This window comes from Sulfurovum sp. TSL1 (assembly GCF_019972135.1).
Lineage (GTDB): Bacteria > Campylobacterota > Campylobacteria > Campylobacterales > Sulfurovaceae > Sulfurovum.
This window is the reverse complement of the sequence record NZ_BPFI01000001.1, coordinates 1,502,716-1,527,365: the sequence shown is the minus strand read 5'-3', so window position 1 is coordinate 1,527,365 and position 24,650 is coordinate 1,502,716. Positions and strand designations below refer to the sequence as shown.

Genomic DNA, 24,650 nt, shown 5'->3' with positions numbered 1-24,650 from the left:
ATGAAATATTAAAGCAAAGGAAAGTATTGGCACGGATACTGGTATTAGAAGATGACAAATTGTTCAATGAAACCCTGGAAGATTTTTTAGAAGAAGAGGGACATGTTTTACATTGTGCTTTAGATCCTTACAGTGCACTTGATCTCACCTATGAACATGTGTTCGACCTCTATCTTTTTGATGTCAATCTACCGTATGAAAACGGTTTTGAACTTTTAGAAAAATTACGTCAAAGCGGTGATGAAACACCTTGTATCTTTATTACATCCCGAGAAGACAAAACATCGTTAAAAGAGGGATTTGAAAAAGGAGGGGATGATTATATCCAGAAACCCGTTGATCTGGATGAACTTTTCTTGCGTATTCAGGCAGTGTTACGCCGGCAGGTACGGAGTCGACTTGTAGAGATAGGGACATATCAGTTCGATATCTTGACGAAGACCCTGTATCAGAACGATAAAGCATTGGAGTTGAGTCTTAAGGGGAGTGAACTGCTTCTTGCATTGTTAGAAGGTCAGGGGCGGGTCGTTCCTTTAGACCAGATCAAAGAACGTCTTTGGAGCTCTTCGGAAGAATCCAGTGACGGAGCGTTAAGAGTCTATATCGCACAACTTAAAAAATATTTTCCTACACAGATACAGAATGTACGTGGTGTAGGGTACCAGATAAGCATCAAATGACAAGCATTATAAGTATTAAAATACAATGCAATAAATCACTAAATGATTTATGTAAAATTCAGTACAAGCGAAGCACTTCCAGGCTAAAGCCTGATGCGATCCTTTCACTAAATGAAAGGATGTGAAATGCTGAGTCGTAAAAAAGAGATCATTTTCGGTACGGTCATTTACTTTGTGACCATGTTTACGCTGCTTACTGCTGTGTATCGTTTTTTAGGCAATTGGAATATTATTGAAGTTAATTTTTTTATAGCCGGTGCCTTGGTTCTACTGGTGGCCATAGGATGGGGGTATGTGCTCTCTGCACTTATCTTTGCGCCTAAAAAACAGATGGAAGATACATTGACATCTCTGACCAATGACATTATTCATGAACTCAACATTCCTCTTTCTACGATCAAAGCCAATACCGCCATGTTAAAAAAAACCATGGATGATGAAAAATCCTTAAAGCGTATCAAGCGTATAGAAGATGCCAGTGTAAGACTGAAAAAACTCTATGATGAGTTGGTCTATAGTATTCATAAAGAGATGCATACGATAGAAAAAGAACGTTTTGCTCTTCAATCGTTAATTGAAGAGCGGATCGAAGTGTTCAAAGATCAGAAACGAAATCCTTTTGAACTCAGTCTGGAACAGTATGAGATAGAAGTGGACAAGATAGGGTTTGAACAGATGTTTGACAATATTGTTTCCAATGCAATGAAGTACTCCTCCAGGGATGCACCGATAAAGGTCACATTGGATAATCATATCTTAAGTGTGGAAGATCAGGGAGTGGGTATGGGTACCACAGAGCTTTTACGTGTGCATGAGCGCTATTATCAGGCAGATGATAGAAAAGACGGAGAAGGTATAGGGCTTGCTTTGGTTAAAGCATATTGTGATGAAGAGGGGATAGAGATCCATTTCAAGTCGGAAAAAGGTGTTGGGACAACCGTGAGTTTAAATATGTCAAAGGTACACGCCGTTTAATATTATCAATTTCACACTTACTTAACACTTTGAGGATAAGATACTGAAAATAAATATAGAAGGTATGTATCCATGAAGAATAAATTGGTTCAAAGTCTAGGGCTTGTAAGTGCAGTTTTTATGATAGTAGGTTGCGGAGGAGAATCTAATCTTTCGGGGACAGAAGAATTGGCAACAGCTATTGAACTGCCAGCCAATGTGCAAGCTGCGATAGATGGAGAAAGCTCTGACCTGACAGAGGCTCAAGAACTAAAGGATGCGATTACGCATATGTACAGTGAAGAGGGGCTGGCACACGATCTGTATCTGGCTCTTTATAAAGAACAAGCGGTGATACAACTTCAAAATATTGCAACAAAATCCGAAGTGAAACATACAGAAGCTGTGAATCAGGTTGCACAGAAGTATGATCTCAATATGACTCAGTATCCAGATACAGACCATCCTTATAGTATAGAGGGAATCGGGAATGGTACATATCCGGTAGCACCCGTACAGAACCTTTATACGACGCTCTATGAAAAGGGAATATCTTCAAGGCAAAATGCTTTAGAAGTTGGATGTACGGTCGAAGTTGTGGATATTGATGATTTAAATCACTATATAACGTTAGCAAAAGAAGCGAATGCTACGGATATTCTAACTGTCTTTAACTTTTTACGAAATGGAAGTTATACGCATTACTGGGCATTTAATGATGCACTGGTAGGTATGGGAGTGGAAGAGGGGTGTTGTCAGATGGCCAAAGACCTTGGTCACACTGCATGTCCTACGTATCCAAGAAACTAAAAAAGATCAAATTAAACAGAAGTGTTCATTGCGCTTAACACTAAATTAACACTTCTTCGTCATAATTCTTTTACGTCGAAATAAGTGGAACGCAGAAGGTGCTTTGTATATGGATGACACCCCCTCATTAAATACCAACTCCTTCTGTGCTTTTTAACACTTCCTTAACGTTTTTCCGTCATAATACATCCCAAAAAAGACTTTTCTATGCTAAATATGTTAAAACATCGTCATTTTATCTCTTATTTTAGCACCACCCTTGTATACCTTTTCATGATAGGTTTGTTTTTCTATGTCGAGGATCGTTATCTTGTGGCAACAAAAAAAATAGAAGAGAAAACGACACAGCTTTGTCTGTGCTCCTTTCAACCTGAAGTCGTTTCTTCCGTAGAACAGGCAGAACAAGAGGAGATAGAAGAGGTCCAAGAGGTAGAGAAACCTGTTGTTGAAGAAGAACCTGTGGTTGAAGAAGACCCTGTTGTTGAACCTGAGATCAGTAAAGAGCCTACCCCGGAACAAGAGCCTAAAGTCAAAGAAGAGCTTATCCCTGAACCAGTGGTACAAAAAGTGATACCTAAACCGATCGTGAAAGAGGTCAAGAAAAAACCAAAACCCAAAGCGAAGAAAAAAACGAGCAAGAAAAGTGCCAAGAAAAAACAGAAAAGACAAAAAGCTTCTTCACGAAGCGCAAATATCAGCCCTGCACAGAAAAATCAATTTCTTGCAAGTATCAGGGATAAAATCAACAAGCACAAATCCTATCCGCGTATTGCACAAAGAAGAGGTATGCAGGGCACGGTCAAGGTTGCATTCACTATTTTGAAAAATGGAAATGTAGGGAATATATCTGTAAGTGGGCCTACGGTATTTCATAAGTCCGCACGTCAGGCTGTACAAAGTGCATTTCCTATAGATATTAGAAATGCGCCTATTTCGCTACCAAAAAGTATAAAGATCACACTTCGTTATCAGATCAGATAAATTTAACACTTAATTAACACAACTATGACACTATAATTCAAATTATTTGAGGAGAGTTATATGAAAAAAGGGATTTATCTTTCTTTGGTATGTTCAGTGTGTTTGAATGCTGCCGAAGTAGAGCTGGAAACGATAAACGTAGCTACAAAAGTAGATACAGAAGTGATAAAAGATGTCAGGGGAGAAGACATTAAGTCAGCCGATCTGGCAGAAGCACTTTTTAAGCAGTCACCAAGTGTTGCATTAAGTAGAAGATCAGGTATTGCAAATGATATCGTTGTTAGAGGGCAGAGAAAAGACAATATTAATGTGACGGTAGATGGTACGAAAGTGTATGGTGCCTGTCCAAACAGAATGGACCCGCCTGTTTCTCATATCTTGACCAATAACGTGGATTATATTGAGATCAATGAAGGACCGTTCAATGTAGAAGATTTCGGTGTACTTAGTGCAGATGTAAAAATTCATACAGTTAAACCAAAAGAAAAGTTTGAAGGTGAAGTGAATCTTGGTTTAGGGTCTTGGGGATACAAAAAAGGTGCATTTTCACTTAGTGGAGGGATCACAGATAGTGTCAGAGTTTTACTCAGTGGGTCTACAGAGACAAGTGAACAGTATGAAGATGGTGATGGCAATGATTTTGCAGAGCAGATAGACAATTATATTGCTGATAATCCAGGAGATATGAAATTGGCAAATAGTGCCTATCAAGATAAATATAGAGATATGGATGCCTATACTAAAAAGACCATGATGGCAAAACTTTTTTGGGATATGACAGATAACCAGGAGTTAAGACTCAGCTACACAGCCAATAGAAGTGATGATGTCCTTTACCCTTCATCTAAAATGGATGCCTTGTATGATGATTCAGATATTTATAACATGGAATATATAGCGAAAGATTTAGGAACATATTCAAAAGAGTTGAATTTTCAGGTCTATCAATCTGAAGTGGATCATCCAATGTCAAATAAATATAGAAAATCAGCTGCTATGATGCATGAAATGACACATGCATTGACTACGAAGATGCAAGGAGCAAAACTTTCAAACAGTTTTGATATAGATAACCATACTATTACTGCTGGTTTGGATTACAGCAAGAGAAACTGGGATGGAAGAATGTATCAAGAGGGTGTACCAGGTATGAAAACCATCAATGACGTAGATACGAAGAATGTTGCGCTCTTCTTGAAAGACAAGATAAAAATGGATAAATTTGTCTTAGATCTTGGTATGAGATATGATGATACAGAGATCACTTCAGAACATCCTAACACTGTATTGCAACCAGATAATGACTATAATGAACTGAATGGTTATATATTGGGAACCTATCATGCGAATGAAACTACACAATATTATGCTGGTTTTGGAAAGTCATCAAGAGTTCCTGATGCAAGAGAACTATATTTGATAATGATGGGTAATGGGTCTCCTTCTTTTGTAGGAAATCCGAATTTAGAGAATACAGTCAATTATGAGTTTGATCTAGGTGCTGAAAAGAAATATGAAAATGCAACGATCAAAGCAAAAGCATTTTATAGCATGTTGGATGATTTTATAGCGTATAATTCAACGGGTACAGTAGATGGTCATAATCTTGAAAATGTTGATGCAACAATATGGGGAGTTGAGCTTAGCGGAACATATATCGCAACAGATTCAGTCTATTTCGATTATGGAATGTCTTACCAAAGAGGGAAAAAGCAAGATCCTTTATATGGACAAACAGATACAGATATGCCGGAAATCCCACCATTTAAATTCAATGGTGCAGTTAATTATGATTATGATGAGAGTCTGGCATTGAGAGCGGAAGTGATCGCGTCTGATGAATGGACAGATTTTGATGCAGATAATGGTGAACAGGAATTAGATGCATATGCAGTCCTCAACTTAAAAGGTACAAAGAAATTCGGTAATCACTTTGAGTTCACACTAGGTGTAGACAATGTATTTGATACAACATATGCGGTAACAAACACATATAAAGATATAAGTTTACTTGCAGCAGGTATATCAGCAGCAGACTCTAATATCGTACTTATGAATGAACCTGGACGTTATTTCTATACGAACATCAAATATAAATTTTAACATATACTACCGGGAAGAGATGCAACTTTCTCCTCCCCCCTATCTAATTAAAACTCAACTTTACGACAGTGCAAATGCCTATTTTATGAAACGTATAAGCTTTTTATACTTTTTTTGTTATAATTACCCGTATTTTTAACAAACTTAAGGAGTAAGTCAATGGCATTATTTGATGATGTAAAAGAAGTGGTTGTTGAACAACTAAATGTAAGCCCAGATGAGGTGAAAGAAGAGTCTAAATTCGTAGAAGATCTTGGGGCTGATAGTCTTGATGTTGTTGAGTTGGTAATGGCACTTGAAGAGAAATTCGATATCGAAATCCCTGATGACCAAGCAGAAGCAATTGCAACTGTAGCTGACGCTATCAAATTTATCGAAAACGTATAAGTTAAGTTCCCTTCGGGGGCTTGTAGAATATATATAAGTATTTCAAAAAGTATTTATATATATTTTACATAAAATGGAATAGGAGAGCCAGTGAAAAGAGTTGTAGTTACAGGTTTAGGGATGATAAATTCTCTAGGACTAGATAAAGAAAGTGCATTTTCTGCGATCGTAGAAGGGAAATGCGGTATCAAAAATATTGAGTCGTTTGATACAGAAAAGCATACTGTGAGCATCGCTGGTGAAATAACAGACTTTGATCCACTGACTGTACTTGATGCAAAAGAGGCAAAGAAGGCAGATAGATTTATACAACTTGGTCTTAAAGCTGCTTTGGAAGCTATGGAAGATGCCAAACTTCCAGAAGGTGTAGATATGGAAAGATTCGGTGTGGCTTCTGCCTCGGGGATCGGTGGATTACCAAATATCGAAAAGAACTCGGTCGTATGTGCAACAAAAGGACCAAGAAGAATTTCTCCGTTCTTCATCCCTTCTTCCCTTGTCAATATGCTGGGTGGATTTATCTCTATCTATCAGGGGCTGAAAGGTCCAAACCTTTCATCGGTCACTGCGTGTGCTGCGGGTACACATGCGATCGGTGAAGCGGCAAAGTCTATCATGGTAGGGACGGCAGATAAAATGTTGGTCGTCGGTGCAGAATCGGCTATTTGTGAAGTAGGTATCGGTGGATTTGCTGCAATGAAAGCACTCTCTACAAGAAATGACGATCCACAAACTGCCTCTAGACCATTCGACAGTGGTCGTGATGGTTTTGTAATGGGTGAAGGTGCAGCGGCACTGGTATTAGAGACATATGAAGATGCGGTTGCAAGAGGTGCAACGATCTATGGTGAACTTATCGGATTTGGTGAAAGCGGTGATGCAAACCATATTACTACACCAACGATGGATGGACCTCTTCGAGCGATGAAGGGTGCTTATAAGATGGCAGGTGAGCCAAAAATAGATTATGTCAATGCACATGGTACATCTACACCGATCAATGACAAAAATGAAACAGCGGCGCTTAAAGAGTTGTTTGGAGGTAAAGAGAACTGTCCTCCGGTAAGTTCCATCAAGGGCCAAGTGGGTCACTGTCTTGGTGCAGCAGGTGCCATAGAAGCAGTCGTATGTCTTATGGCTATGAGAGATGGTGTACTTCCTCCGACGATCAATTACACAACACCAGATGAAAACTGTGATCTGGATTATGTACCTAATGAAGCCAGAAAAGCAGATATCAATATTGCCATGAGTAATTCATTTGGTTTTGGTGGAACAAACGGTGTAGTGATCTTTAAGAAGATATAAGGGTATATGCATGGCAACTTATTTAGACTTTGAGAGCAAAATTGAATCGATACAAGAAGAGCTTGTATCGGCACAAGCCATAGCAAATATCGAGGCTGTAAATAAGTATCAAGCTGAGCTGGACAAAGAAGTACAAAAGACCTATGGTTCACTGAGTGACTTTCAAAAACTGCAGCTTGCCCGCCATCCGGACAGACCTTATGCTTTGGATTACATTAGACTTTTGATGGATGATGCCTATGAAATTCATGGTGATCGTGCATTTAGAGATGACCCGGCTATCTTATGTTACATCGGTTGGATCAATGGACAGAAGACGATGCTTATCGGTGAACAAAAAGGGCGTGGTGTTAAAAACAAGATCAAAAGAAACTTTGGTATGCCAAACCCTGAAGGGTACAGAAAAGCACTGCGTGCAGTAAAAATGGCAGAAAAATTTGACATTCCTGTCCTGATGCTCATAGACACTCCGGGTGCCTACCCTGGGCTTGGGGCAGAAGAGAGAGGCCAGAGTGAGGCTATCGCTAAAAATCTCTTTGAATTTGCTTCTGTGAAAGTACCTATGGTCTCTGTTGTGATAGGTGAAGGTGGTTCAGGTGGAGCACTTGCTATCGGTGTTGCAGATAAACTTGCGATGATGCGGTATTCTGTATTTGCCGTTATTTCACCTGAAGGGTGTTCTGCGATCTTATGGAACGACCCGAGTAAAGTAGAAGCTGCGACAAAAGCATTGAAGATCACACCCGATTATCTACTTGAACATGGTTTGATAGATGATGTACTTGATGAGCCACTGATTGGTGCACATCGTGATAAAGAAACAGCAGCGGAGGTACTGAAAACGTATTTCTTAGAGAATGTACAGGCACTGAGAGAACTTTCTGAAGATGAAATGCTTGATCAACGCTACAAAAGACTCGTATCCGTCGGTGCATTTAGCGAATAGCGATTAACCCCTTTTTATGATACACGAGATAGCCCAAACCCTTGTAAGCTACATTGGTGATATGGGTTATTGGGGTATCTTTTTTCTCATGTTTCTTGAGAGCACCTTTTTCCCTTTCCCCAGTGAAATTGTCATGATACCTGCAGGATATTTGGCATTCAAAGGTGAATTGAATCTTTATATGGTTGTTGCAACAGGCATCATAGGCTCTGTGGCAGGAGCACTTTTCAATTACTATCTGGCAATGCATTTTGGAAGAAAATTTATTTTACGCTATGGCAGATACTTTTTGATCAAAGAAGAGACGTTAGACAGACTCGAAGCTTTTTTCACTAAACACGGAGAACTCTCCACTTTCAACGGAAGACTCATTCCGGGTATACGACAACTTATCTCTCTGCCTGCAGGGCTTGCGCGTATGCATATGGCTAAATTTGCTTTTTATTCCGGATTCGGTGCAGGTATCTGGGTAATCGTTTTGGTGGCCTTGGGGTATCTTCTGGGTTCAAATGAAGCACTTATCTCTGAGTATCTTCATTCTGCCACATTGATCGCACTCTCCTGTGTGGTATTGATCACACTTTTCTATATAGTAAGACACAAAAGAAGACAAAAGATATTGGAAGATTAGTCCAATATCCAGGTGACATATTTTTTCTTCTTGATCGTTGTTTTCTTTAATGCTTTCGACACTTTGTCTATCACAGTATGATGTAGCGCCACATAGGACTTCGTATCTGTGATATGTATCTTTCCTATCATTTTCGGGTCAATGCCTATCTCTTTACATAATGTACCGAGTATATCTCCCGCCCGAATCTTGGTTTTTTTACCGCCGTTAATACACAACGTATCATATTCGGAGACCATTTTAAACGTTGCATCTACACGTAGGTCTTTCATCTGTGCTGTACGTGCAGCAGAGGTGATGTAAGCACATTTATCACTCTCTTTTGGACCATAGAGTGAGATGGCGGTACCTTTTGCTTCTGCACGTCCTGTACGGCCGATACGGTGGGTATAGACCTCCTGATCAAAGGGAAGATCATAGTTGATGACCAGTTCGATATCTTTGATATCTAAACCTCTTGAAGCCACATCAGTAGCTACCATGATACGTTTTGAACCATTGGAAAAAGCGATCACAGATTCGTTACGGTCTTTTTGTTCAAGGTCACCATGTATATCTATAACCGAATGCCCTCGTTGATGCAACGTATCAGTCAAAGAGATGACTTCAGCCTTGGTGTTACAAAAGATAAGCAGTGATTCTGGTTTATAGGACTGAATGAGGGCTGTAAGGGTCTTCAATTTATCAGATGTCTCATAGACGATTTCATCTATCTTATCGCTCTCTTGAACCGTATCTACTTTAATAGTAACGGGCTGTTTCAAGAGTGCTTTGGCAAGTTTTTCTATGTTGTCAGGAAATGTCGCTGAGAAGAGCAGGGTCTGTTTGGTACGTGGCATGTTGGAACTTATCTTGACTATCTCATCATAAAAGCCCATATCCAGCATACGGTCTGCTTCATCGAGTACCAGTGTCTTGATACTCTCAAGCAGCAGTGTTCCTTTTGACAAATGGTCTTGTATACGTCCGGGCGTACCGATGAGTATATGTGCCCCTTTGGCCAGTGATTCAGCCTGTGCACGAAGCGGCACACCGCCATAAAGTGTCAGTATTTTGAGGTTGGCTTTGTAGGCCGCAACTTTTCTCAGTTCCACGGCTATCTGATCGGAGAGTTCACGTGTCGGGGTAATGATGATGGTTTGTGGTTTGTAGTTTTGGGTATCGGTATGCATCACACAGGGCAATCCAAAGGCCAATGTTTTCCCGGAACCTGTTTTGGATTGAGCCAGGATGTCTTTACCTGCCAGAATAGGGCTGATAGCCTTTTCCTGTATTTCGGTCATCGTAGTGAAATTCAGTAGATTCAGTGTCTCTAAAAGTGCTTTCGGGAATGCTTCTATACTTGTAAATGTTGCCATATTATTTCACTTCAAATGTAGCATCCTGGATCAGTACTTTATAGAAGTAACCATATCCAAAATCTTTGTTGACAACGACTCTGCCTGTAGCAATGACCCTGTCTCCTGCCTTGACAGTGGTTGAATCAGCGGTAAAGACCAAATCATCGGTCAGTTTTTTCTCATTACCTGTACCATCACCCAAGTGAACCCAGTCACGTTTCATGATCTGATGAGAGACTTTATAGACATTACCTTCCAAAGAGATGATCTCACCTTCCAGACTTTTTCTCCACATATGTATCTCTTCAACCGTATACACATCTTTTTTCACAAAAGGTTTTGCAGGTTTTTCCTCTTCTTCCGGTGACATGCCTATTCCTATACCTTGGTGAGGATCTTGATTACCCAGCCCCAGCATATCTTTCATACTTGTGGGTCTTTGTACTTTTTGAGGCAGATAGACATCTGACGCAAAGATGATCTCTTTAAAGGTTTTACCTAGAGATTTACTTTCAAAGTCATGCATAATGGTTCTTTTATCGTATCCGATCCTGTCACCCACAGCAACGGGTGCATTTGCGATGGCGACCCAATGTTGGGTACCGTTTTCATCTACTTTAAGATATTTGTATCCCATGACACCTTGTATCTCTAACACTTTTCCATAATAAATGGCTTGGGATTCTACAGCGTTGATCATGGTTATAAACAGGGAAATAAGTATAAATGGTAAGAATTTCATGAGACTTCCTAGAATTGATTAAAGATAGTATAGGGTAAGAAGGTTAATATATGGGCAAGAGCCCATGGATGTTTAAGACTAAGATTATGCTTGCGCTTTTTTATGGTCTAAGATCATTTTATAGGCTTCGTCTTTTAAAAGAAGTTTTTCTTTTTTAAGTGTTTCAAGCTCTGCATCCGTTAAAATCGTACGACCTGCCTCTGCATCTTCTACTTGTTTATCAAGTTCATTGTGTTTATCAAAGATATTTGCAAAGTGTGCATTGCTTTGTTTAAGTTCGTGTATTTCGTCTCTGTATTCATGTAACATTTTCATTCCTAGTATTAAGATTTTTATATTATAACTTTTTTGTGTTGGCAAAAAGTTAAAATTCAAACTTTTTACGTTCGGTATTCTGCATTTATTTTTACATATTCGTAACTCAGATCACAGCCATAGGAGGTATAACTGGCATCACCTAATCCAATGTCACAGGTGACTTTAAAACGCTCTTGTTTCATGATCTTGTATGCCTTCTCTTCACGCACTTTGTCCAGCTCTCTGAATTCACCGGAGTAGATAAGAAGGTCATCATAGTGTATGATAAGTGTTTCATCATCACAGGCTATACCGGAGGCACCTATGGTAGAAGCGATACGTCCCCAGTTCGGGTCTTCTCCAAAGAGTGCGGTCTTTACCAGAAGAGAGTTGCTCAATGCCATACTGGCCCTCTTGGCTTCTTCTTCACTCTTGGCACCCTTGACTTCAAAGGCCACCAGTTTGTTTGCGCCTTCCCCATCTTTGAGTATCAGCATAGCCAGTTCAAACATGATCTTGTTGAGGGCTTCCGCAAAGGCTGCTTTGTCGTAATGGGCACTTTGTTTGTTTGAAAGTAACATGACCGTATCGTTGGTAGAGGTATCACCATCTACAGAGATACGGTTAAATGATCCCTCTGTTGCCTCTGTAAGCAGTGTATCCATGTCAGACTTGGGGATGTTGGCATCGGTAATGATAAAGCAGAGCATCGTGGCCATAGCAGGGTTTATCATACCTGCACCTTTACAGATGGCTGCAATGTTAAACGCGTTGCCATCTTCCAGTTCTACTCTATAGGCCAACTCTTTTTTGAAGCTGTCCGTCGTCATGATGGCACGGGCTGTCTGATGCGAATTTGAAGCATTGAAATCCAGTGTATCAAATGCAGAAGTGATCTTGTCTATAGGCAGCCGGTACCCTATAACACCCGTAGAACTCATTACAGGATTCAGTACTTTTTGTTTGGTGGAAAGTGTGGACATAATGGATTCTATATCCTCTATCCCTTTATCTCCTGTCATCGCATTGGCATTTTTGGCATTGATGAGGACAAAGTCAGTTTGAAACCCTTTAGGATATTTTTGAAAATGCTTGATCGGTGCCGCTTGAAATGTATTACTTGTAAAGACAGCGGATATGTCACAAGGTTGTTCGCTTCGTATAAAAGCAACATCCCCATCCAGTTCAGAAGCCTCAGAGTTGGCAGGTTTTTTTCTCATACCGACATTGGTCGCACCACAGAAGAACCCTTCTACATTCTCTAGACCGTTTTCAAGTGGAATAAGCTTATACATATTTAAGTTCCTGAGGTTTTTCTTTTTTACGAATGATCTTTTTCGCTTTAGCGATACCTTCACTTGTACCGATCAGTAAAAGTTTGGATTCTGGCATAATGATCGTATCACCTTTAGGCATAGGGATAAATCTGCCGTCTTTCTGACGTATACCGATAACCGTTACATTGGCCACATCCCTAAAACGGGCAGTTTTTATTTTTTTCAGTGCAAGCCATGATGTTTTAAAGACTTTTCCCTCTTCCATATCAAGCGGGGTATCTGTTTTGTAAAGAAACTCCTGGAGAAGGTTTTCCATGTCCGGACGCGCCGCCATGGCGTTGATACGCTGTGCCATGAGCTTTGTTGCCGTGACGACCTTGTCCGCACCAAGTTTAAGCAGTTTTTGATCATCTTCACTGCTTTTGGCATTGGCAATGATCAGGAATTTTTTTCCGCGGTGTATCTCTGATTCATAGAGTCTTGCAGAAGCAATGGTCGCAATATTGTCTGCAATGTTGTCTGCAAGCGTGATCACCCCTTTGGCCGAAGAGAGGTGTGACTTTAAGATACCCTCTTCCGTATGGGGTTCCGCTGTTACAAAGTAAGGATAATGGTATCTTTTTGCTATCTCTTCCATGTCTTCTCTAGGATCAACCACCACAAAAGGAATATGGTTTTCACGAAGTTGTTTGGTCACCTGTATCGTAAATTCATTATGATAACAGACAACAAAATGGTGTTTAAGTCTAGCAATTTCGTAAAGCATTTTACGCTCCTTAGCTGTTTTTTGAAATTCACCTTTTTTGACGACTTCTGCAATAATACCTATAGCGATAGAAAAGACAATAAAGCCAAAGATAATAAGGGTGATGGTGAAAATACGTCCCATATCTGATATGGGTTTGATTTCTCCGAAACCTACGGTAGTAAATGTGATACCTGTTTGATAAATGGCATCCATAAGTGGAAAACCGTCAATAAGCATATAACCCATTGTACCGATAAGCATAACAATTACGGTAAGTATAAGGGGTAGTCTAAAAGGGGCTAAATGACCATAATACTCATCATTTAGTGTAATATGAGGTTTGGGTGCGCTTCTCCAACCGAGAAACTTTTTAAATCTTTGTGTGGCTTTCAAAGCCGGAGTCCCAAAGGTAGGGACTTACTCAGCTGTGGCAGCTTGAGCAGCATGTTTCTTCATAGTTCTAAGTGTAGAAGCAGCTACTTTAACTCTTTTAGTTGTTCCATCTTCAAGTGTGATCTTTACAGATCTCAAGTTTGGAAGTTGTCTTCTTTTTGTTTTGTTGTTTGCGTGAGAAACATTGTTTCCTGTTAATGGGCCTTTGCCCGTAATGTCACATCTTCTTGCCATAGTATGTCCTTTAATTTGATCGTCCCAGTTACACTTTTTGAAAGGTTCAGTGTAAAACGAAGAATATTTTGTGGGATTATAGACAATTTGAACATAAAATTTGCTTAAGGTGTTTGCACCCTTTCTTAAGTTTTGGATGAAAAGAGAAAACAGATCCCACGGAAGTACTCTCATGAGAGTGTGTGATAGGACACTATCGTGAGATTCTTTTGTAAATCGTATGCTCTCCCCTTCCTATGGCACAAGGTCAAAAGTTTGATTTTGCTATAATAAATCAAAATAACACAAGAGGATATTTATGTTAGTAGCCCCAAGTATACTTTCTGCTGATTTTGGACATTTGGCGCGTGATGTGGCAGCCATTTGTGAGGGTGGTTGTGACCTTGTGCATGTCGACGTGATGGATGGCCATTTTGTACCAAACCTTACCATAGGACCTGTGGTTGTGGAAGCGGTAGCCCAAGCAGCAACCAAACCTTTGGATATACACCTGATGGTAGAGAACAACACATTTTTTGTTGACCTTTTTGCCCCTTTGAAACCGGAGTTCATATCGTTTCATATCGAGGAGGAGAAACATCCTCACAGACTCATACAAAAAATCCGTGCATTGGGCATACGTCCTGCAATCACACTGAACCCGCATACACCGATTGAAGCGATAGAGTTTTTGATTGAAGATGTCGATATGGTGCTTCTCATGAGTGTGAATCCGGGTTATGGCGGACAGAAATTTATTCCTTCGGTTATAGAAAAAGCACAGCGCTTAAAAGCATTGATAGAGAAGAAAAATCCAAAATGTCTGATAGAAGTAGATGGTGGGGTGAATGATCAGAATGTCAAAGAGTTGGAGGCAGCTGGTGTCGATATTGTTGTGGCCGGCTCGTTTGTCTATAAACACCCAGAGGGTATAGAAAAAGCCATTGCTGCATTAAAATAAAGGGAAGATATTATGCGTGTAAAAATTTGTGGCATTACCAACTTGAAAGATGCTTTACATGCCGTAGAGTGTGGGGCAGATGCATTGGGATTTGTTTTTTATAATAAATCACCACGCTATATCACACCGGCAGCAGCGAAAAGGATCATCGATCAACTTCCCCCTTTTGTAGAAAGAGTAGGGCTCTTTGTCAATGAAGGGGTAGAGACGATAGATACGGTGTGCAGATACTCTGATATTTCACGGGCACAGATCCATTTTGATGTGGATGAAGAGTCTTTGGCTGCCATCGGCTTACAGACTTTGCCTGTGGTACGGGCAAAAGGTCCGGAAGATCTAACAAAATTTCAAGACAGGTATCGTTTAGTAGATGCATACAGTGAAGTCTATGGCGGTGCGGGAGAACGTTTGAATCTTGAATGGTTCAAAGGCATAGACTGTTCTAAGATCATTTTGGCAGGAGGCCTAACCCCCGAGAATCTTGAACAAGTCAAACCGTTTGGTTTTTATGGCGTGGATGTAAGTTCCGGTGTAGAATCCATCAAGGGGAAAAAAGACCCTAAAAAAGTGCAACAATTTATAGCCAATGCAAAAAGTCTTTGAAGAACTTACTACAGCCTTTCGTAAACATGGAGGGATATTGCATGAAGAACAATACAGACATATCGTTACAAAGTATACAACCCTACTGGAAGATGCTGAAACGATCTTCATCCTTCTTCAGGCCTCAGGCTATCCTATCACCCAATTGAACGATGCACACTATAGACTTGAGACATGTTTTACTTCACATAAAGAACAGCGTTATTGTGTCATAGATATAGAAACCAACGGAAGTAAGCCGGGTACGTCACAGGTCATCGAGATCGGTGCAGTGATGGTGCAGAACGGGGAAATCATAGACCGTTTTGAAACTTTTGTCGAGTGTGCGTTCTTACCGGAATACATTACGAAGATCACAGGTATAGAACCAACGGACCTCATAGGTGCACCTACAAGAAAAGAAGCATTGACGGCATTGCGCCATTTCATGGGGGATGCGGTGTTTGTCGCACATAATGCAAATTTCGATTATAGTTTTTTGAATGCCTCTTTTGACAGATTTGGACTGGGGCATATAGGTAACCCTAAACTCTGTACGATCGATCTTGCAAGACGTACCTTTGAGAGTGAACGGTATGGGCTTGCCTATCTTATAGATTTTTTAGAGATAGAAACAGCTACGCATCATCGTGCTTTTAGCGATGCTTTGTGTGCTGCAAAGGTAATGGAAAAAAGTCTGGAAACAGTGCCGAGGTATGTAAAGAGCGCGGATGAACTGTTATGTTTTTCCGTCTCCAGCAAGAAGGAACGAAGGGTCAAAAAAGAAAAAGAGCGTTAAACTTTAGTTTCTTTCCCCAGGGTGTGATGCAAAAAGAGTATCTGTGCACATACAGGGGCAAAGATATTGACCAAGGGTATATAGTTGAAAAGTGCTGCCATCATAGCCAACACTGTTGTTTTTTTCTTTTTTTCTCTGCGTATTTTTTTCTCTTTGATAAAGAGTGCCCCTACATCATACATCGTAGGTTCCTTCAGTAAGACAGACCACAGGTAGAGTATCCATACCTGACCGAATATGGGTATAAAAAGCAAGGGAAGCGTGAGGATGAAAAGCACTAGAAAAACGATACTGGCTTTCAGTGTCAAGAGAATGGAAGTCGTAAGATTTGCACTGCCGACCACAGGAATATCAGGGTAACGTTTCTTGGCCAAGGCTATAAGTAACTTCTCACTGTAAAGTGAAGTAAGCAGGGAGACGATGATGATAAAAATCATATAGGTAAACATAAAGGTTCCTACAGATGCTCCCGATGTCTGCAGCCATTCCCATGGGATCCATGAGAGATAGGAAGCAATGATGTCTGTTAACAGACCCCACAAATTCCATGCGAACAGCAGGGTAAGAGCCAATGAGATGGATCCTATTTTGATAACAAAGAGGATGACATCTTTAGAGAACATATCCTGCAGGCTTTTTGTGATGATCTGTTTCATTTGTTACTGTTTACGTTATTGATACTCATTTTTAAAACTGACATAACGTTGAGCAGAGGCATAGAGTTCTGCTACTTCTTCGTCTGTTAGCTCACGTACGACTTTTGCAGGACTCCCCATGATGAGACTTCGAGGAGGGAAGACCTTGTTCTTTGTGACCAGGCTGTCTGCTCCGACTATGGACTCTTTCCCTATGACAGCACCATCAAGTATGGTGGCGGACATACCTATGAGACAGGCATCTTCTATCGTACATCCATGGAGCATGACACGGTGACCTACGGTAACATCGTTCCCTATCACAGTAGGATGTCCATCTGACATATCTGCTTTTTTATGGTGTGTGACATGTATCATACTGAGGTCTTGGATATTGCTTCTGTCTCCTATGGTAATGTGATGTACGTCCCCGCGTACCACACAGCCGAACCATACAGCAGAATCTTCTCCCATGGTTACACGTCCGATCACAGAAGAACCTTCGGCTATCCAGGCATTAGGTCCGAGCTTGGGTGTCCACTCTTTAAATTTTAGTATCATTAACTCTCCTTTAATATACGATTTGCCAAACGGCTTACATAGTCAGGTGTCTCTTTTTTTGTTTTGTCATGGATCTTGTTGACATACTCTTCCAAGACAGTATGGCTGTTGACCGTTTTACCCAGAGGGGGGACTTTTGTGTAGTTTCCATCTTCTTGAAGTTCCCAGCGTAAGGCGTTATCTGCAAGCTGTAACATCAAGATCTGTTCTATCTTTTGTTTCAGGGTCTCTTCCATGATAGGTGTCATAAGCTCTACACGTCTTACAAGGTTACGTGGCATGAGGTCCGCAGAGGCGATGTAGCATTTCACTTTGTCATGTTTAAAAAAGTAGATACGTGCATGTTCCAGGTATTTTCCTATCACAGACGAGACCGTAATGTTTTCACTGATACCTTTGATCCCCGGTCTCAAACAACAGATCCCACGGATGATAAGATCGACCCTACACCCTTTTTGAGAAGCGATATAGAGTGCTTTGATGATATCTGCATCTACTAAAGAGTTCGCTTTTAGTATAATGTGCCCCTTGGAACCATGTTTATACTCTTTCTCTATGAGTTTGAGAAGCTTTGGTTTGATCTGTGTAGGGGACATGAAAAGCGTATCAAGTTTTGTATGGGTAGAGAAACCTGTCAAAAAGTGAAAGAAATGCGTCGCATCCGTACTGAAGATCTCTTTGGTTGTAAAATACGATATATCGGTATAGATCTTCGATGTACTTGGATTATAGTTCCCTGTGGCAAGATGTACATAACTTTTCAGTTTTCCATTTTGTCTTTTGATCACCTGTGCGATCTTGGCATGTACTTTGAGCCCTGGTATACCATAGACCACGTGTGCTCCGACATCTTCAAGTAATCTTGCCCAACGTAAGTTATTCTCCTCATCAAATCTTGCTTTGAGCTCAACAAGCACCATCACCTGTTTCCCGTCACGTACAGCATCTATCAATGCTTTTACGATAGGAGAGTTCGGACCCGCACGGTAGAGGGTCATCCGTATAGTGATCGTTTCAGGGTCTGCTGCAGCCTGTTTGATGAATTGTACTACAGGTTCAAAACTGTCAAAAGGATGGTAAAGGAGTACATCCTGTTTCTCGATAGCCTTAAAAATATCTTCACTGTTCAATGGAGGAAGTATTTTGGGTGCAAAAGTAGGCAGTACAAGGTGTGAAAGTGCTTTATCCCCTACGATCTGCCAGAGGCTTCCCAGGTTCAGTGAAAGACTTTTGTAGGAGTAGATATCTTTATCATCAAGGTTAAGATGTGAAAGTAAAAAGTTTATAAGATTTTCATCTGCCCCATCGTTGAGTTCAAGACGGATAAGCGATCCTTTGTTTCTGGAACGTAAACCTTCTTGAAGGATCTCCAAAAAGTCATCCGCTTCTTCCTCTTCTATCTCGATATCTGCATTCCTTGTGACCCTGAAAGGTGTTGAAGCCAGTGGACTGAACCCGGGAAAAAGTTCAGAGGCAAAATATTCAACCACAGACTCTATGGGAATAAATGTTTGTCCTAACTGTACAAATCTAGGGAGTATCCTGGGGATACGCACAAGTCCATGTTTGATATGTTTAGAGTCATCTTCCAGTGTCAATGCCAAACCAAAACTAAGGTTGTTGAGGTGAGGGAAAGGGTGTGTTGCATCTACGGCTATAGGGATGATCACAGGGTATATCTCATGAAAGAATTTTTCTTTTATTTCCAGTTTTTCCTCTTGGTTGAGCGCATCATAGTTCTTTACATTCACTCCATGGGTATGAAGTTCCGAGATGATAGAGGTGTAACATGATTCCAACACTTTATGTTCTTTATGAAGGTACCCATGTATCTGCTCAAGTTGCTGACTTGGCGTCAGTTTGTCTGGTCCCGTCTCTTGTACCCCTGCTTTATAGAGTGCTTTAAGCCCTGCAACACGTATCATATAAAATTCATCAAGGTTCGTTCCGTAGATCGCAAGAAATTTAAGGCGTTCAAGAGGCGGTAGTTGTTCATCCAGTGCTTGTGCCAGGACACGTGAATTAAACTGCAGCCATGAGAGTTCACGGTTAAAATAGAGTTGTGAAGAAGAGAGATCTAAAGCCATGAATTTTGCCTATATAATATATGATTTACGCGTATTATAGCAAAAACCTACAATTTTTTGATTTTTGCTATCTGATCACGCAGTCTTGCAGCCTCTTCAAAGTCCAAATTTTTTGCAGCGGCAAGCATCTTTGCTTTGAGCTCTTTGACCATTTGTTGACGTTCTGCTTTTGGCATTTTATCCAGCTTGCTCTGTTTATTGTAAAGTTCTCCTGCATCTTCCACTTTGAGGTCTGTGTCAAGGACCCTGAGTGTGGTTTGAGGTGTAATACCGTGTTCTTTATTATAAGCGATCTGTTTTTCACGTCTGTCTTGTGTGGTATCGATGGTGAACTGCATGGAATCAGTGATCTTTTTCGCATACATAAGCACATGACCATTGGCATTTCTTGCAGCCCTTCCTGCGGTTTGTATGAGAGAGGTTCGTGAACGCAGAAAACCTTCTTTATCCGCATCAAGAATAGCCACCAGACTCACTTCAGGAAGGTCAAGTCCTTCTCTAAGCAGGTTGATCCCTACTAAGATGTCAAATTCACCCAAACGTAAGGAACGTATGGTCTGGTTTCGTTCTATCGCATCCATATCAGAGTGCATATGGCGGGCTTTAAGTCCAAGATCATTGTAGTACGTAGTCAACTCTTCTGCCATCTTTTTTGTCAACACTGTGATAAGCACGCGTTCCCCACGTGCGATGACCGGTTTCATCCTGTCATACAGGTTTTCTACCTGGTAGGTACTGTCGATCACTTCTATCTCCGGATCAAGCAGTCCTGTAGGCCTTACGACCTGTTCTGCGACTGCAGAGGAAAGTTCAAGTTCAAGCGGGGCAGGGGTAGCAGAAACAAAGAGAAAATGAGGCGCTTTATGGATATACTCGTCAAACATCAACGGACGGTTGTCCAGTGCGGAAGGAAGTCTGAACCCATGGTCAACCAGTACTTCTTTACGGCTTCTGTCTCCTGCATACATTCCTCTGAACTGTGGCAAAGAGACATGGGACTCATCGACTATGACGAGGTAATCATCATGCATCGCTTCAAAGTAGTCCATCATGGTGTAAGGTGTCTCTCCTTCTTTTTTGCCTGTAAGATGACGAGAATAGTTTTCGATACCTTTACACATTCCTGTGCCTTCTATCATTTCCAGATCAAACTCTGTACGCTGTTTGAGACGGTTATACTCGATCATACGGTCTTCTTTCTGGTAATAGGCAAGCCGTTCTGCAAGTTCTTCTTCTATGCTTTTGACAGCACGGGCAAGTTTCTCTTTTGAGACGATGAACTGATTGGCTGAGTAGATGGTGACCTCTTTGACTCCTTCTTCTTTCTCTCCCGTGAGCGAATTGAACTCATAAATGGCTTCTATCTCATCACCAAAAAACTCTATACGTACGGCAAACTCTTCAGAGTAGGCAGGGTAAATGTCTATGACTTCACCCGTCACCCGAAAATCACCCCTGTCAAAAAATTCATCATTACGTTTGTAGCCCATGTCTACCAGTCTAAGCAGCAGGGCTTTTTGGTTGTACTCATCGCCCACACACAGTTTCTGTACGATGGAACGGTAATCATCAGGTGAACCCAATCCATAATTGGCAGAGACAGAAGCGATGACAATGACATCATCATGTGAAAGCAGGTTTGCAGTCGTACTGAGACGCAAACGTTCCAACTCCTGGTTGATGGAAGAATCTTTTTCTATAAACAGGTCTTGGCGTGGCAGATAGGCTTCAGGCTGATAATAATCATAGTATGAGATGAAGTACTCGACATGGTTGTTTGGAAAGAAGCTTTTAAACTCTGAGTAGAGTTGTGCTGCAAGTGTTTTGTTATGGGTCATGATGAGGGTAGGTTTTTTTGTTTTCTCTATGATCTTTGCCATCGTATAGGTTTTACCTGACCCCGTAACACCAAGCAGGGTTTGGTATTGGTTTCCTGCTTCAATGGAGCGAGAAAGTGTATCTATGGCCTGGGGTTGGTCACCGGCGGGTTGGTATGGACTTGATACCGTGAAATTTGGCAAAATAAACCTTTTGTTTTTATGTTGTTTCTTTTTAAATTTTCGCTATTATAACACAAAGAAATTATGGAGAATAAAATGGCAGCATTACAAAAACTACAAGAGAAGATAGAACAGTGGAGAGCAGACCATGAAGCACTGAAAAGTGAAAATGCTCAACTTAAAGTAGAACTCGCAAATGTCTCTGGATCCCAAAATGCACAAGAGGCACAAATCACATCACTCAAGCGTGAACTAGAAGAGAAAGACGCGGAGATCGAAAAGATCATTGCACAGGTCGAAGCACTTTTAGCATAAGCATATAAAGGGATACCATGAAAAATGTTGGACTTACTGTTTCCGGGAATCGTTATGAGATCAAACTGGAAGATGACTTTGCAGACTTTGTCAACAAAGACTTGGAAGCGGCAGGCGTTAATTTACATCAAGACAACAAGCCGGATAAATTGCTTAAGGCCTATCTGCGTTTAGCTAAACAGGCGACCTCTTATGAAGATGAGATCGAACTGCTTATTGAAACCCTGGATGGTCTATAAAAAACCCTCCCGGCGTTTATTTTAATAGCCCTTCTGTACGTGATAGAAATGTTTCAGGTGTCTCTTTGTAGTTGAGATGGGTCGTTGCGAACTTGAAGTTGAGTTCCGGTATGACACCAAAATCATGTTTTTCAAGTGCTTCACGTATACGTTTTTCCAAGATCAATGCATGTTCTTCCGAGGTATCAGGCAAAAGTATAAACACGCGATTTTCATCATATCGACATGCTATATCACTTTCTCTCGTCAAAGATGTGATGAGCCCTCCAAAGGTTTTAAGTAGAAATGCTTGCATTTTTTGACTATAGTGCTTACTCTCTTTCCCAAAATCATCGATCGAAATAGAAAGCAGAGAAAGTGGAGCATTGTTCCGTACAGCTCTGGCACAAGATGTTTTCAGCTCTGCACAGAAATATTGTTTGTTGAAGAGCTTAGTATCATGGTCATGGATGGCATGTTTTTTCATCTGCTGACCGATATAAGCTCTTACTAGATAGATGATCAACAGTGCAAAGATCATGGCAAGAGCAAGACTCATGTAAAATATATTAATGATCTTGTTTTGCTTCAGATAGACCATTTTCTCAATGACCGTTGCGAAAGTATCAGTAAGTTCATAACATTGGAGGCTCTGCTTACCTATAGCAATTGTGTCATGTTTCATATAACTCTCTTTGTAAGCGGTCCAGCAAGCATCTATTTGTTCAAAATCTTTAGAGAGTGTCTGACCTCCTATATAGAGGTTTGAATCATTGTTCTGTGCAACCCAGGGAGATATCTCTTGAAGGGCTTTATCTATGTGTACAACTCTCTCGTAATCATTTTGAATAAGTGCAAGATGGGCCATTGCACCTGCTGTCCAAGAACTTTGATGTACGATCTTTGTATCGTTTTGCATCGTTTGAAATGATGTGTAAACAAAATAAAAGCCAAGAGGGAGTATGAGAACAACAAGATAGAGTATTAAAGTGATTCTAAATGATGACCATTCTTTTTGCATTGTATTTCCTTTTTTATCTTTCAATACTTTGTCCAGCAAACTGGTAATTATGTATGAGGTGTCCACCTACATTTTCTATATCATCACAATAATCGGCAGCACTTATGTTAATGTCAACCTGCATGATGGATCCGTTAATATCTACTGTGTAACAATTTACCTTATTACAAGATGCTATATTAATATCCATAATCCCTGTAGCAGTATAGTGAGCGGCAACACTTCTTATACAGATACTCATATTTGAAACATCAGCAGAGAGCTTTGCATCATCTCTGGTTGCGGTCAGTTTTGAGACTGCAATTGCTGCGAGTATTCCTACAACAATTAACATGAAGATAAGTTCTATCATAGTCCATCCAGCTCTCATAGTGGATCCTACGTCATTTTTATAATAAGTATGCACCTTTCCCCTCCTTCTCACATAATAATAAATGATACAAGGTGTATGTAAATAGAAACAACATACTTTCGTTTTAATACTATACACTGAGTATTATTTAACTTTAATTAAAGTTAATAATAAATTCTTATAAAGTATTAAACTTTTTTAAAGGTTTTTCAGAGTACCATCGATTAGGCCAATTATTGAATTGGTACGAAAATATTTAAACAGGAGTTAATCATGACTAACATGAGACGCGGATTCACAATGATCGAATTGATCTTTGTCATCGTAATTATCGGAATTTTGGCAGCAGTTGCTATTCCTAAATTGGCAGCAACTAGAGATGATGCAAAAGTATCAAAAGGTATTGCTAACCTTAAAACGTGTATTACTGATATCGGAGCTGCATATACAGCAAGACAGGCAGAAGACAACACTTCAGCTGCATGTGTAGCAGTTGCTGATGATGGCTGTTTTGTTATTAGTGATGTACAAGCAGCAGGTGGTGCAACTTCACCTGATGGAAACATCACATTCAAACATAGTGGGTTAACTGATACTTGGTGTGCAGATGCGAAAATTGTTGCGGCAGATCAAAACTTAAGTACTTCTGATGGTCAAGTACATAGCTTTGGCGGATCTAAAGTCGTAAGATAATAACTTCAGATCACATTTCCACCTCGCTAGAGGTGGAAGCTATGTAAACACGATTTTTAGCTTTTTATTTTATCTTCTTATATCATTCTAACCATCTGTATATTTTTCATCTTAAGCACTCTTTACAATATGGAGTATTTTGCAGATGATAGATTTGTGATATCATAGATGAAATTTAGGACGTATACTTCTTAAAGAATTAGGAGTGGATATGCAAACAACTTCGAAAAAAGCATTTACTATGATCGAATTGATCTTTGTGATTGTAATTATTGGTATTTTGGCGGCAGTTGCTATTCCTAAATTGGCAGCAACCAGAGATGATGCAAAAGTTTCAAAAGCTGTACATAACCTTAAAACCTGTATTGTTGACATCTCTGCTGGATATACAGCAAGACAAGAAGAGGACAATACAACGGCTGCATGTGTTGCTGTTGCTGATGATGGCTGTTTCACACTTTCTGGTGTGGACACACTAGATGGAAACGTCACATTCACACATAGTGGGTTAACTGATACTTGGTGTGTAGATGCTCAGGGTGTTGCGGCAGACCAAAATTTAAGTACTTCTTCTGGTCAAGTACATAGCTTTGGCGGAATTAAAATTGTAAGATAA

28 protein-coding genes are annotated in these 24,650 nt (G+C 40.4%); 16 read left to right on the top strand and 12 right to left on the bottom strand.

Going from position 1 to position 24,650, the window contains the following annotated elements:
- Window positions 1-26 precede the first annotated feature (26 nt).
- From LDM98_RS07465 to LDM98_RS07425, 9 genes are all read left to right on the top strand, one after another.
- Window positions 27-680, top strand: a complete 654-nt coding sequence (locus tag LDM98_RS07465) for a response regulator transcription factor (protein ID WP_223898760.1) — start codon at window positions 27-29, stop codon at window positions 678-680.
- A 126-nt stretch (window positions 681-806) separates the two neighbouring features.
- A complete protein-coding gene (locus LDM98_RS07460) occupies window positions 807-1,655 on the top strand; it encodes a HAMP domain-containing sensor histidine kinase (protein ID WP_223898759.1) in 849 nt (282 codons plus the stop codon).
- A gap of 72 nt (window positions 1,656-1,727) precedes the next feature.
- Window positions 1,728-2,444 (top strand): DUF2202 domain-containing protein, encoded by a 717-nt coding sequence (locus LDM98_RS07455; protein WP_223898758.1) that lies wholly within the window; start codon window positions 1,728-1,730, stop codon window positions 2,442-2,444.
- A 312-nt stretch (window positions 2,445-2,756) separates the two neighbouring features.
- On the top strand, window positions 2,757-3,425 hold the full coding sequence (locus LDM98_RS07450; RefSeq protein ID WP_223898757.1) for an energy transducer TonB: 669 nt from the start codon (window positions 2,757-2,759) through the stop codon (window positions 3,423-3,425).
- Between the two features lie 60 nt (window positions 3,426-3,485).
- Window positions 3,486-5,528, top strand: a complete 2,043-nt coding sequence (locus LDM98_RS07445; RefSeq protein ID WP_223898756.1) for a TonB-dependent receptor — start codon at window positions 3,486-3,488, stop codon at window positions 5,526-5,528.
- Between the two features lie 159 nt (window positions 5,529-5,687).
- A complete protein-coding gene (acpP, locus tag LDM98_RS07440) occupies window positions 5,688-5,915 on the top strand; it encodes an acyl carrier protein (RefSeq protein ID WP_008244620.1) in 228 nt (75 codons plus the stop codon).
- Between the two features lie 90 nt (window positions 5,916-6,005).
- Window positions 6,006-7,223 carry a beta-ketoacyl-ACP synthase II gene (locus tag LDM98_RS07435; RefSeq protein ID WP_223898754.1) on the top strand — a complete coding sequence of 406 codons (1,218 nt, stop codon included), beginning with the start codon at window positions 6,006-6,008 and terminating at the stop codon, window positions 7,221-7,223.
- 10 nt (window positions 7,224-7,233) lie between these two features.
- Window positions 7,234-8,169: an acetyl-CoA carboxylase carboxyl transferase subunit alpha gene (gene accA / locus LDM98_RS07430; protein ID WP_223898752.1), complete on the top strand. Its 936-nt coding sequence runs from the start codon at window positions 7,234-7,236 to the stop codon at window positions 8,167-8,169.
- 16 nt (window positions 8,170-8,185) lie between these two features.
- The gene (locus LDM98_RS07425) at window positions 8,186-8,800 is read left to right on the top strand and encodes a DedA family protein (protein ID WP_223898750.1); all 615 of its coding nucleotides are present in this window, start codon (window positions 8,186-8,188) and stop codon (window positions 8,798-8,800) included.
- Here LDM98_RS07425 and dbpA read toward each other — a convergent pair.
- From dbpA to rpmB, 6 genes are all read right to left on the bottom strand, one after another.
- Window positions 8,797-10,158 carry an ATP-dependent RNA helicase DbpA gene (dbpA, locus tag LDM98_RS07420; protein WP_223898749.1) on the bottom strand — a complete coding sequence of 454 codons (1,362 nt, stop codon included), beginning with the start codon at window positions 10,156-10,158 and terminating at the stop codon, window positions 8,797-8,799. The two genes, LDM98_RS07425 and dbpA, sit on opposite strands and share 4 nt — an antisense overlap.
- A 1-nt stretch (window position 10,159) precedes the next feature.
- Window positions 10,160-10,882: a hypothetical protein gene (locus LDM98_RS07415; RefSeq protein ID WP_223898748.1), complete on the bottom strand. Its 723-nt coding sequence runs from the start codon at window positions 10,880-10,882 to the stop codon at window positions 10,160-10,162.
- An 84-nt stretch (window positions 10,883-10,966) separates the two neighbouring features.
- Window positions 10,967-11,191 (bottom strand): YdcH family protein, encoded by a 225-nt coding sequence (locus tag LDM98_RS07410; RefSeq protein WP_223898746.1) that lies wholly within the window; start codon window positions 11,189-11,191, stop codon window positions 10,967-10,969.
- Between the two features lie 71 nt (window positions 11,192-11,262).
- Window positions 11,263-12,474: a bifunctional glutamate N-acetyltransferase/amino-acid acetyltransferase ArgJ gene (gene argJ / locus LDM98_RS07405; RefSeq protein ID WP_223898744.1), complete on the bottom strand. Its 1,212-nt coding sequence runs from the start codon at window positions 12,472-12,474 to the stop codon at window positions 11,263-11,265.
- Window positions 12,467-13,597 (bottom strand): TrkA family potassium uptake protein, encoded by a 1,131-nt coding sequence (locus LDM98_RS07400; RefSeq protein ID WP_223898741.1) that lies wholly within the window; start codon window positions 13,595-13,597, stop codon window positions 12,467-12,469. Before LDM98_RS07400 ends, argJ begins: the two co-directional genes overlap by 8 nt.
- Before the next feature lie 24 nt (window positions 13,598-13,621).
- Window positions 13,622-13,831 (bottom strand): 50S ribosomal protein L28, encoded by a 210-nt coding sequence (rpmB, locus tag LDM98_RS07395; RefSeq protein WP_223898740.1) that lies wholly within the window; start codon window positions 13,829-13,831, stop codon window positions 13,622-13,624.
- A gap of 298 nt (window positions 13,832-14,129) precedes the next feature.
- On the opposite strand from rpmB, the gene rpe reads away from it, so the two are divergent.
- From rpe to LDM98_RS07380, 3 genes are read left to right on the top strand one after another with little or no spacing between them, the layout of a single operon-like run.
- Window positions 14,130-14,771 carry a ribulose-phosphate 3-epimerase gene (rpe, locus tag LDM98_RS07390; RefSeq protein ID WP_223898739.1) on the top strand — a complete coding sequence of 214 codons (642 nt, stop codon included), beginning with the start codon at window positions 14,130-14,132 and terminating at the stop codon, window positions 14,769-14,771.
- Between the two features lie 12 nt (window positions 14,772-14,783).
- A complete protein-coding gene (locus LDM98_RS07385; protein ID WP_223898737.1) occupies window positions 14,784-15,374 on the top strand; it encodes a phosphoribosylanthranilate isomerase in 591 nt (196 codons plus the stop codon).
- Window positions 15,358-16,152, top strand: coding sequence for a 3'-5' exonuclease (locus LDM98_RS07380; protein WP_223898735.1), 795 nt, complete (start codon window positions 15,358-15,360; stop codon window positions 16,150-16,152). The genes LDM98_RS07385 and LDM98_RS07380 overlap by 17 nt, the downstream gene beginning before the upstream one ends.
- On the opposite strand, the gene LDM98_RS07375 is transcribed toward LDM98_RS07380, so the two are convergent.
- The 4 genes from LDM98_RS07375 to uvrB are packed head-to-tail and all read right to left on the bottom strand — an operon-like array spanning window position 16,149 to window position 21,456.
- Complete coding sequence (locus LDM98_RS07375; RefSeq protein ID WP_223898734.1) at window positions 16,149-16,808, bottom strand: EI24 domain-containing protein; 660 nt, start codon at window positions 16,806-16,808, stop codon at window positions 16,149-16,151. The two genes, LDM98_RS07380 and LDM98_RS07375, sit on opposite strands and share 4 nt — an antisense overlap.
- A gap of 15 nt (window positions 16,809-16,823) precedes the next feature.
- The gene (locus tag LDM98_RS07370; protein WP_223898732.1) at window positions 16,824-17,348 is read right to left on the bottom strand and encodes a gamma carbonic anhydrase family protein; all 525 of its coding nucleotides are present in this window, start codon (window positions 17,346-17,348) and stop codon (window positions 16,824-16,826) included.
- Entirely contained in the window at window positions 17,348-19,435 is a 2,088-nt protein-coding gene (locus LDM98_RS07365) for an RNA degradosome polyphosphate kinase (protein WP_223898730.1), read from the bottom strand. Before LDM98_RS07365 ends, LDM98_RS07370 begins: the two co-directional genes overlap by 1 nt.
- A gap of 47 nt (window positions 19,436-19,482) precedes the next feature.
- Complete coding sequence (uvrB, locus tag LDM98_RS07360) at window positions 19,483-21,456, bottom strand: excinuclease ABC subunit UvrB (protein WP_275946684.1); 1,974 nt, start codon at window positions 21,454-21,456, stop codon at window positions 19,483-19,485.
- A gap of 75 nt (window positions 21,457-21,531) precedes the next feature.
- On the opposite strand from uvrB, the gene LDM98_RS07355 reads away from it, so the two are divergent.
- A complete protein-coding gene (locus LDM98_RS07355; RefSeq protein ID WP_223898728.1) occupies window positions 21,532-21,750 on the top strand; it encodes a hypothetical protein in 219 nt (72 codons plus the stop codon).
- A 17-nt stretch (window positions 21,751-21,767) separates the two neighbouring features.
- Window positions 21,768-21,989, top strand: a complete 222-nt coding sequence (locus LDM98_RS07350; protein WP_223898727.1) for a hypothetical protein — start codon at window positions 21,768-21,770, stop codon at window positions 21,987-21,989.
- 16 nt (window positions 21,990-22,005) lie between these two features.
- On the opposite strand, the gene LDM98_RS07345 is transcribed toward LDM98_RS07350, so the two are convergent.
- Both LDM98_RS07345 and LDM98_RS07340 read right to left on the bottom strand, forming a co-directional pair.
- Window positions 22,006-22,989, bottom strand: a complete 984-nt coding sequence (locus LDM98_RS07345; protein ID WP_223898725.1) for a GGDEF domain-containing protein — start codon at window positions 22,987-22,989, stop codon at window positions 22,006-22,008.
- Window positions 22,990-23,002: 13 nt separating this feature from the next.
- Entirely contained in the window at window positions 23,003-23,341 is a 339-nt protein-coding gene (locus LDM98_RS07340) for a type II secretion system protein (protein WP_223898724.1), read from the bottom strand.
- A 273-nt stretch (window positions 23,342-23,614) separates the two neighbouring features.
- Here LDM98_RS07340 and LDM98_RS07335 point away from each other — a divergent pair, with 273 nt between their 5' ends.
- Window positions 23,615-24,034, top strand: a complete 420-nt coding sequence (locus tag LDM98_RS07335) for a type II secretion system protein (protein WP_374706916.1) — start codon at window positions 23,615-23,617, stop codon at window positions 24,032-24,034.
- 211 nt (window positions 24,035-24,245) lie between these two features.
- A complete protein-coding gene (locus LDM98_RS07330) occupies window positions 24,246-24,650 on the top strand; it encodes a prepilin-type N-terminal cleavage/methylation domain-containing protein (protein ID WP_223898722.1) in 405 nt (134 codons plus the stop codon).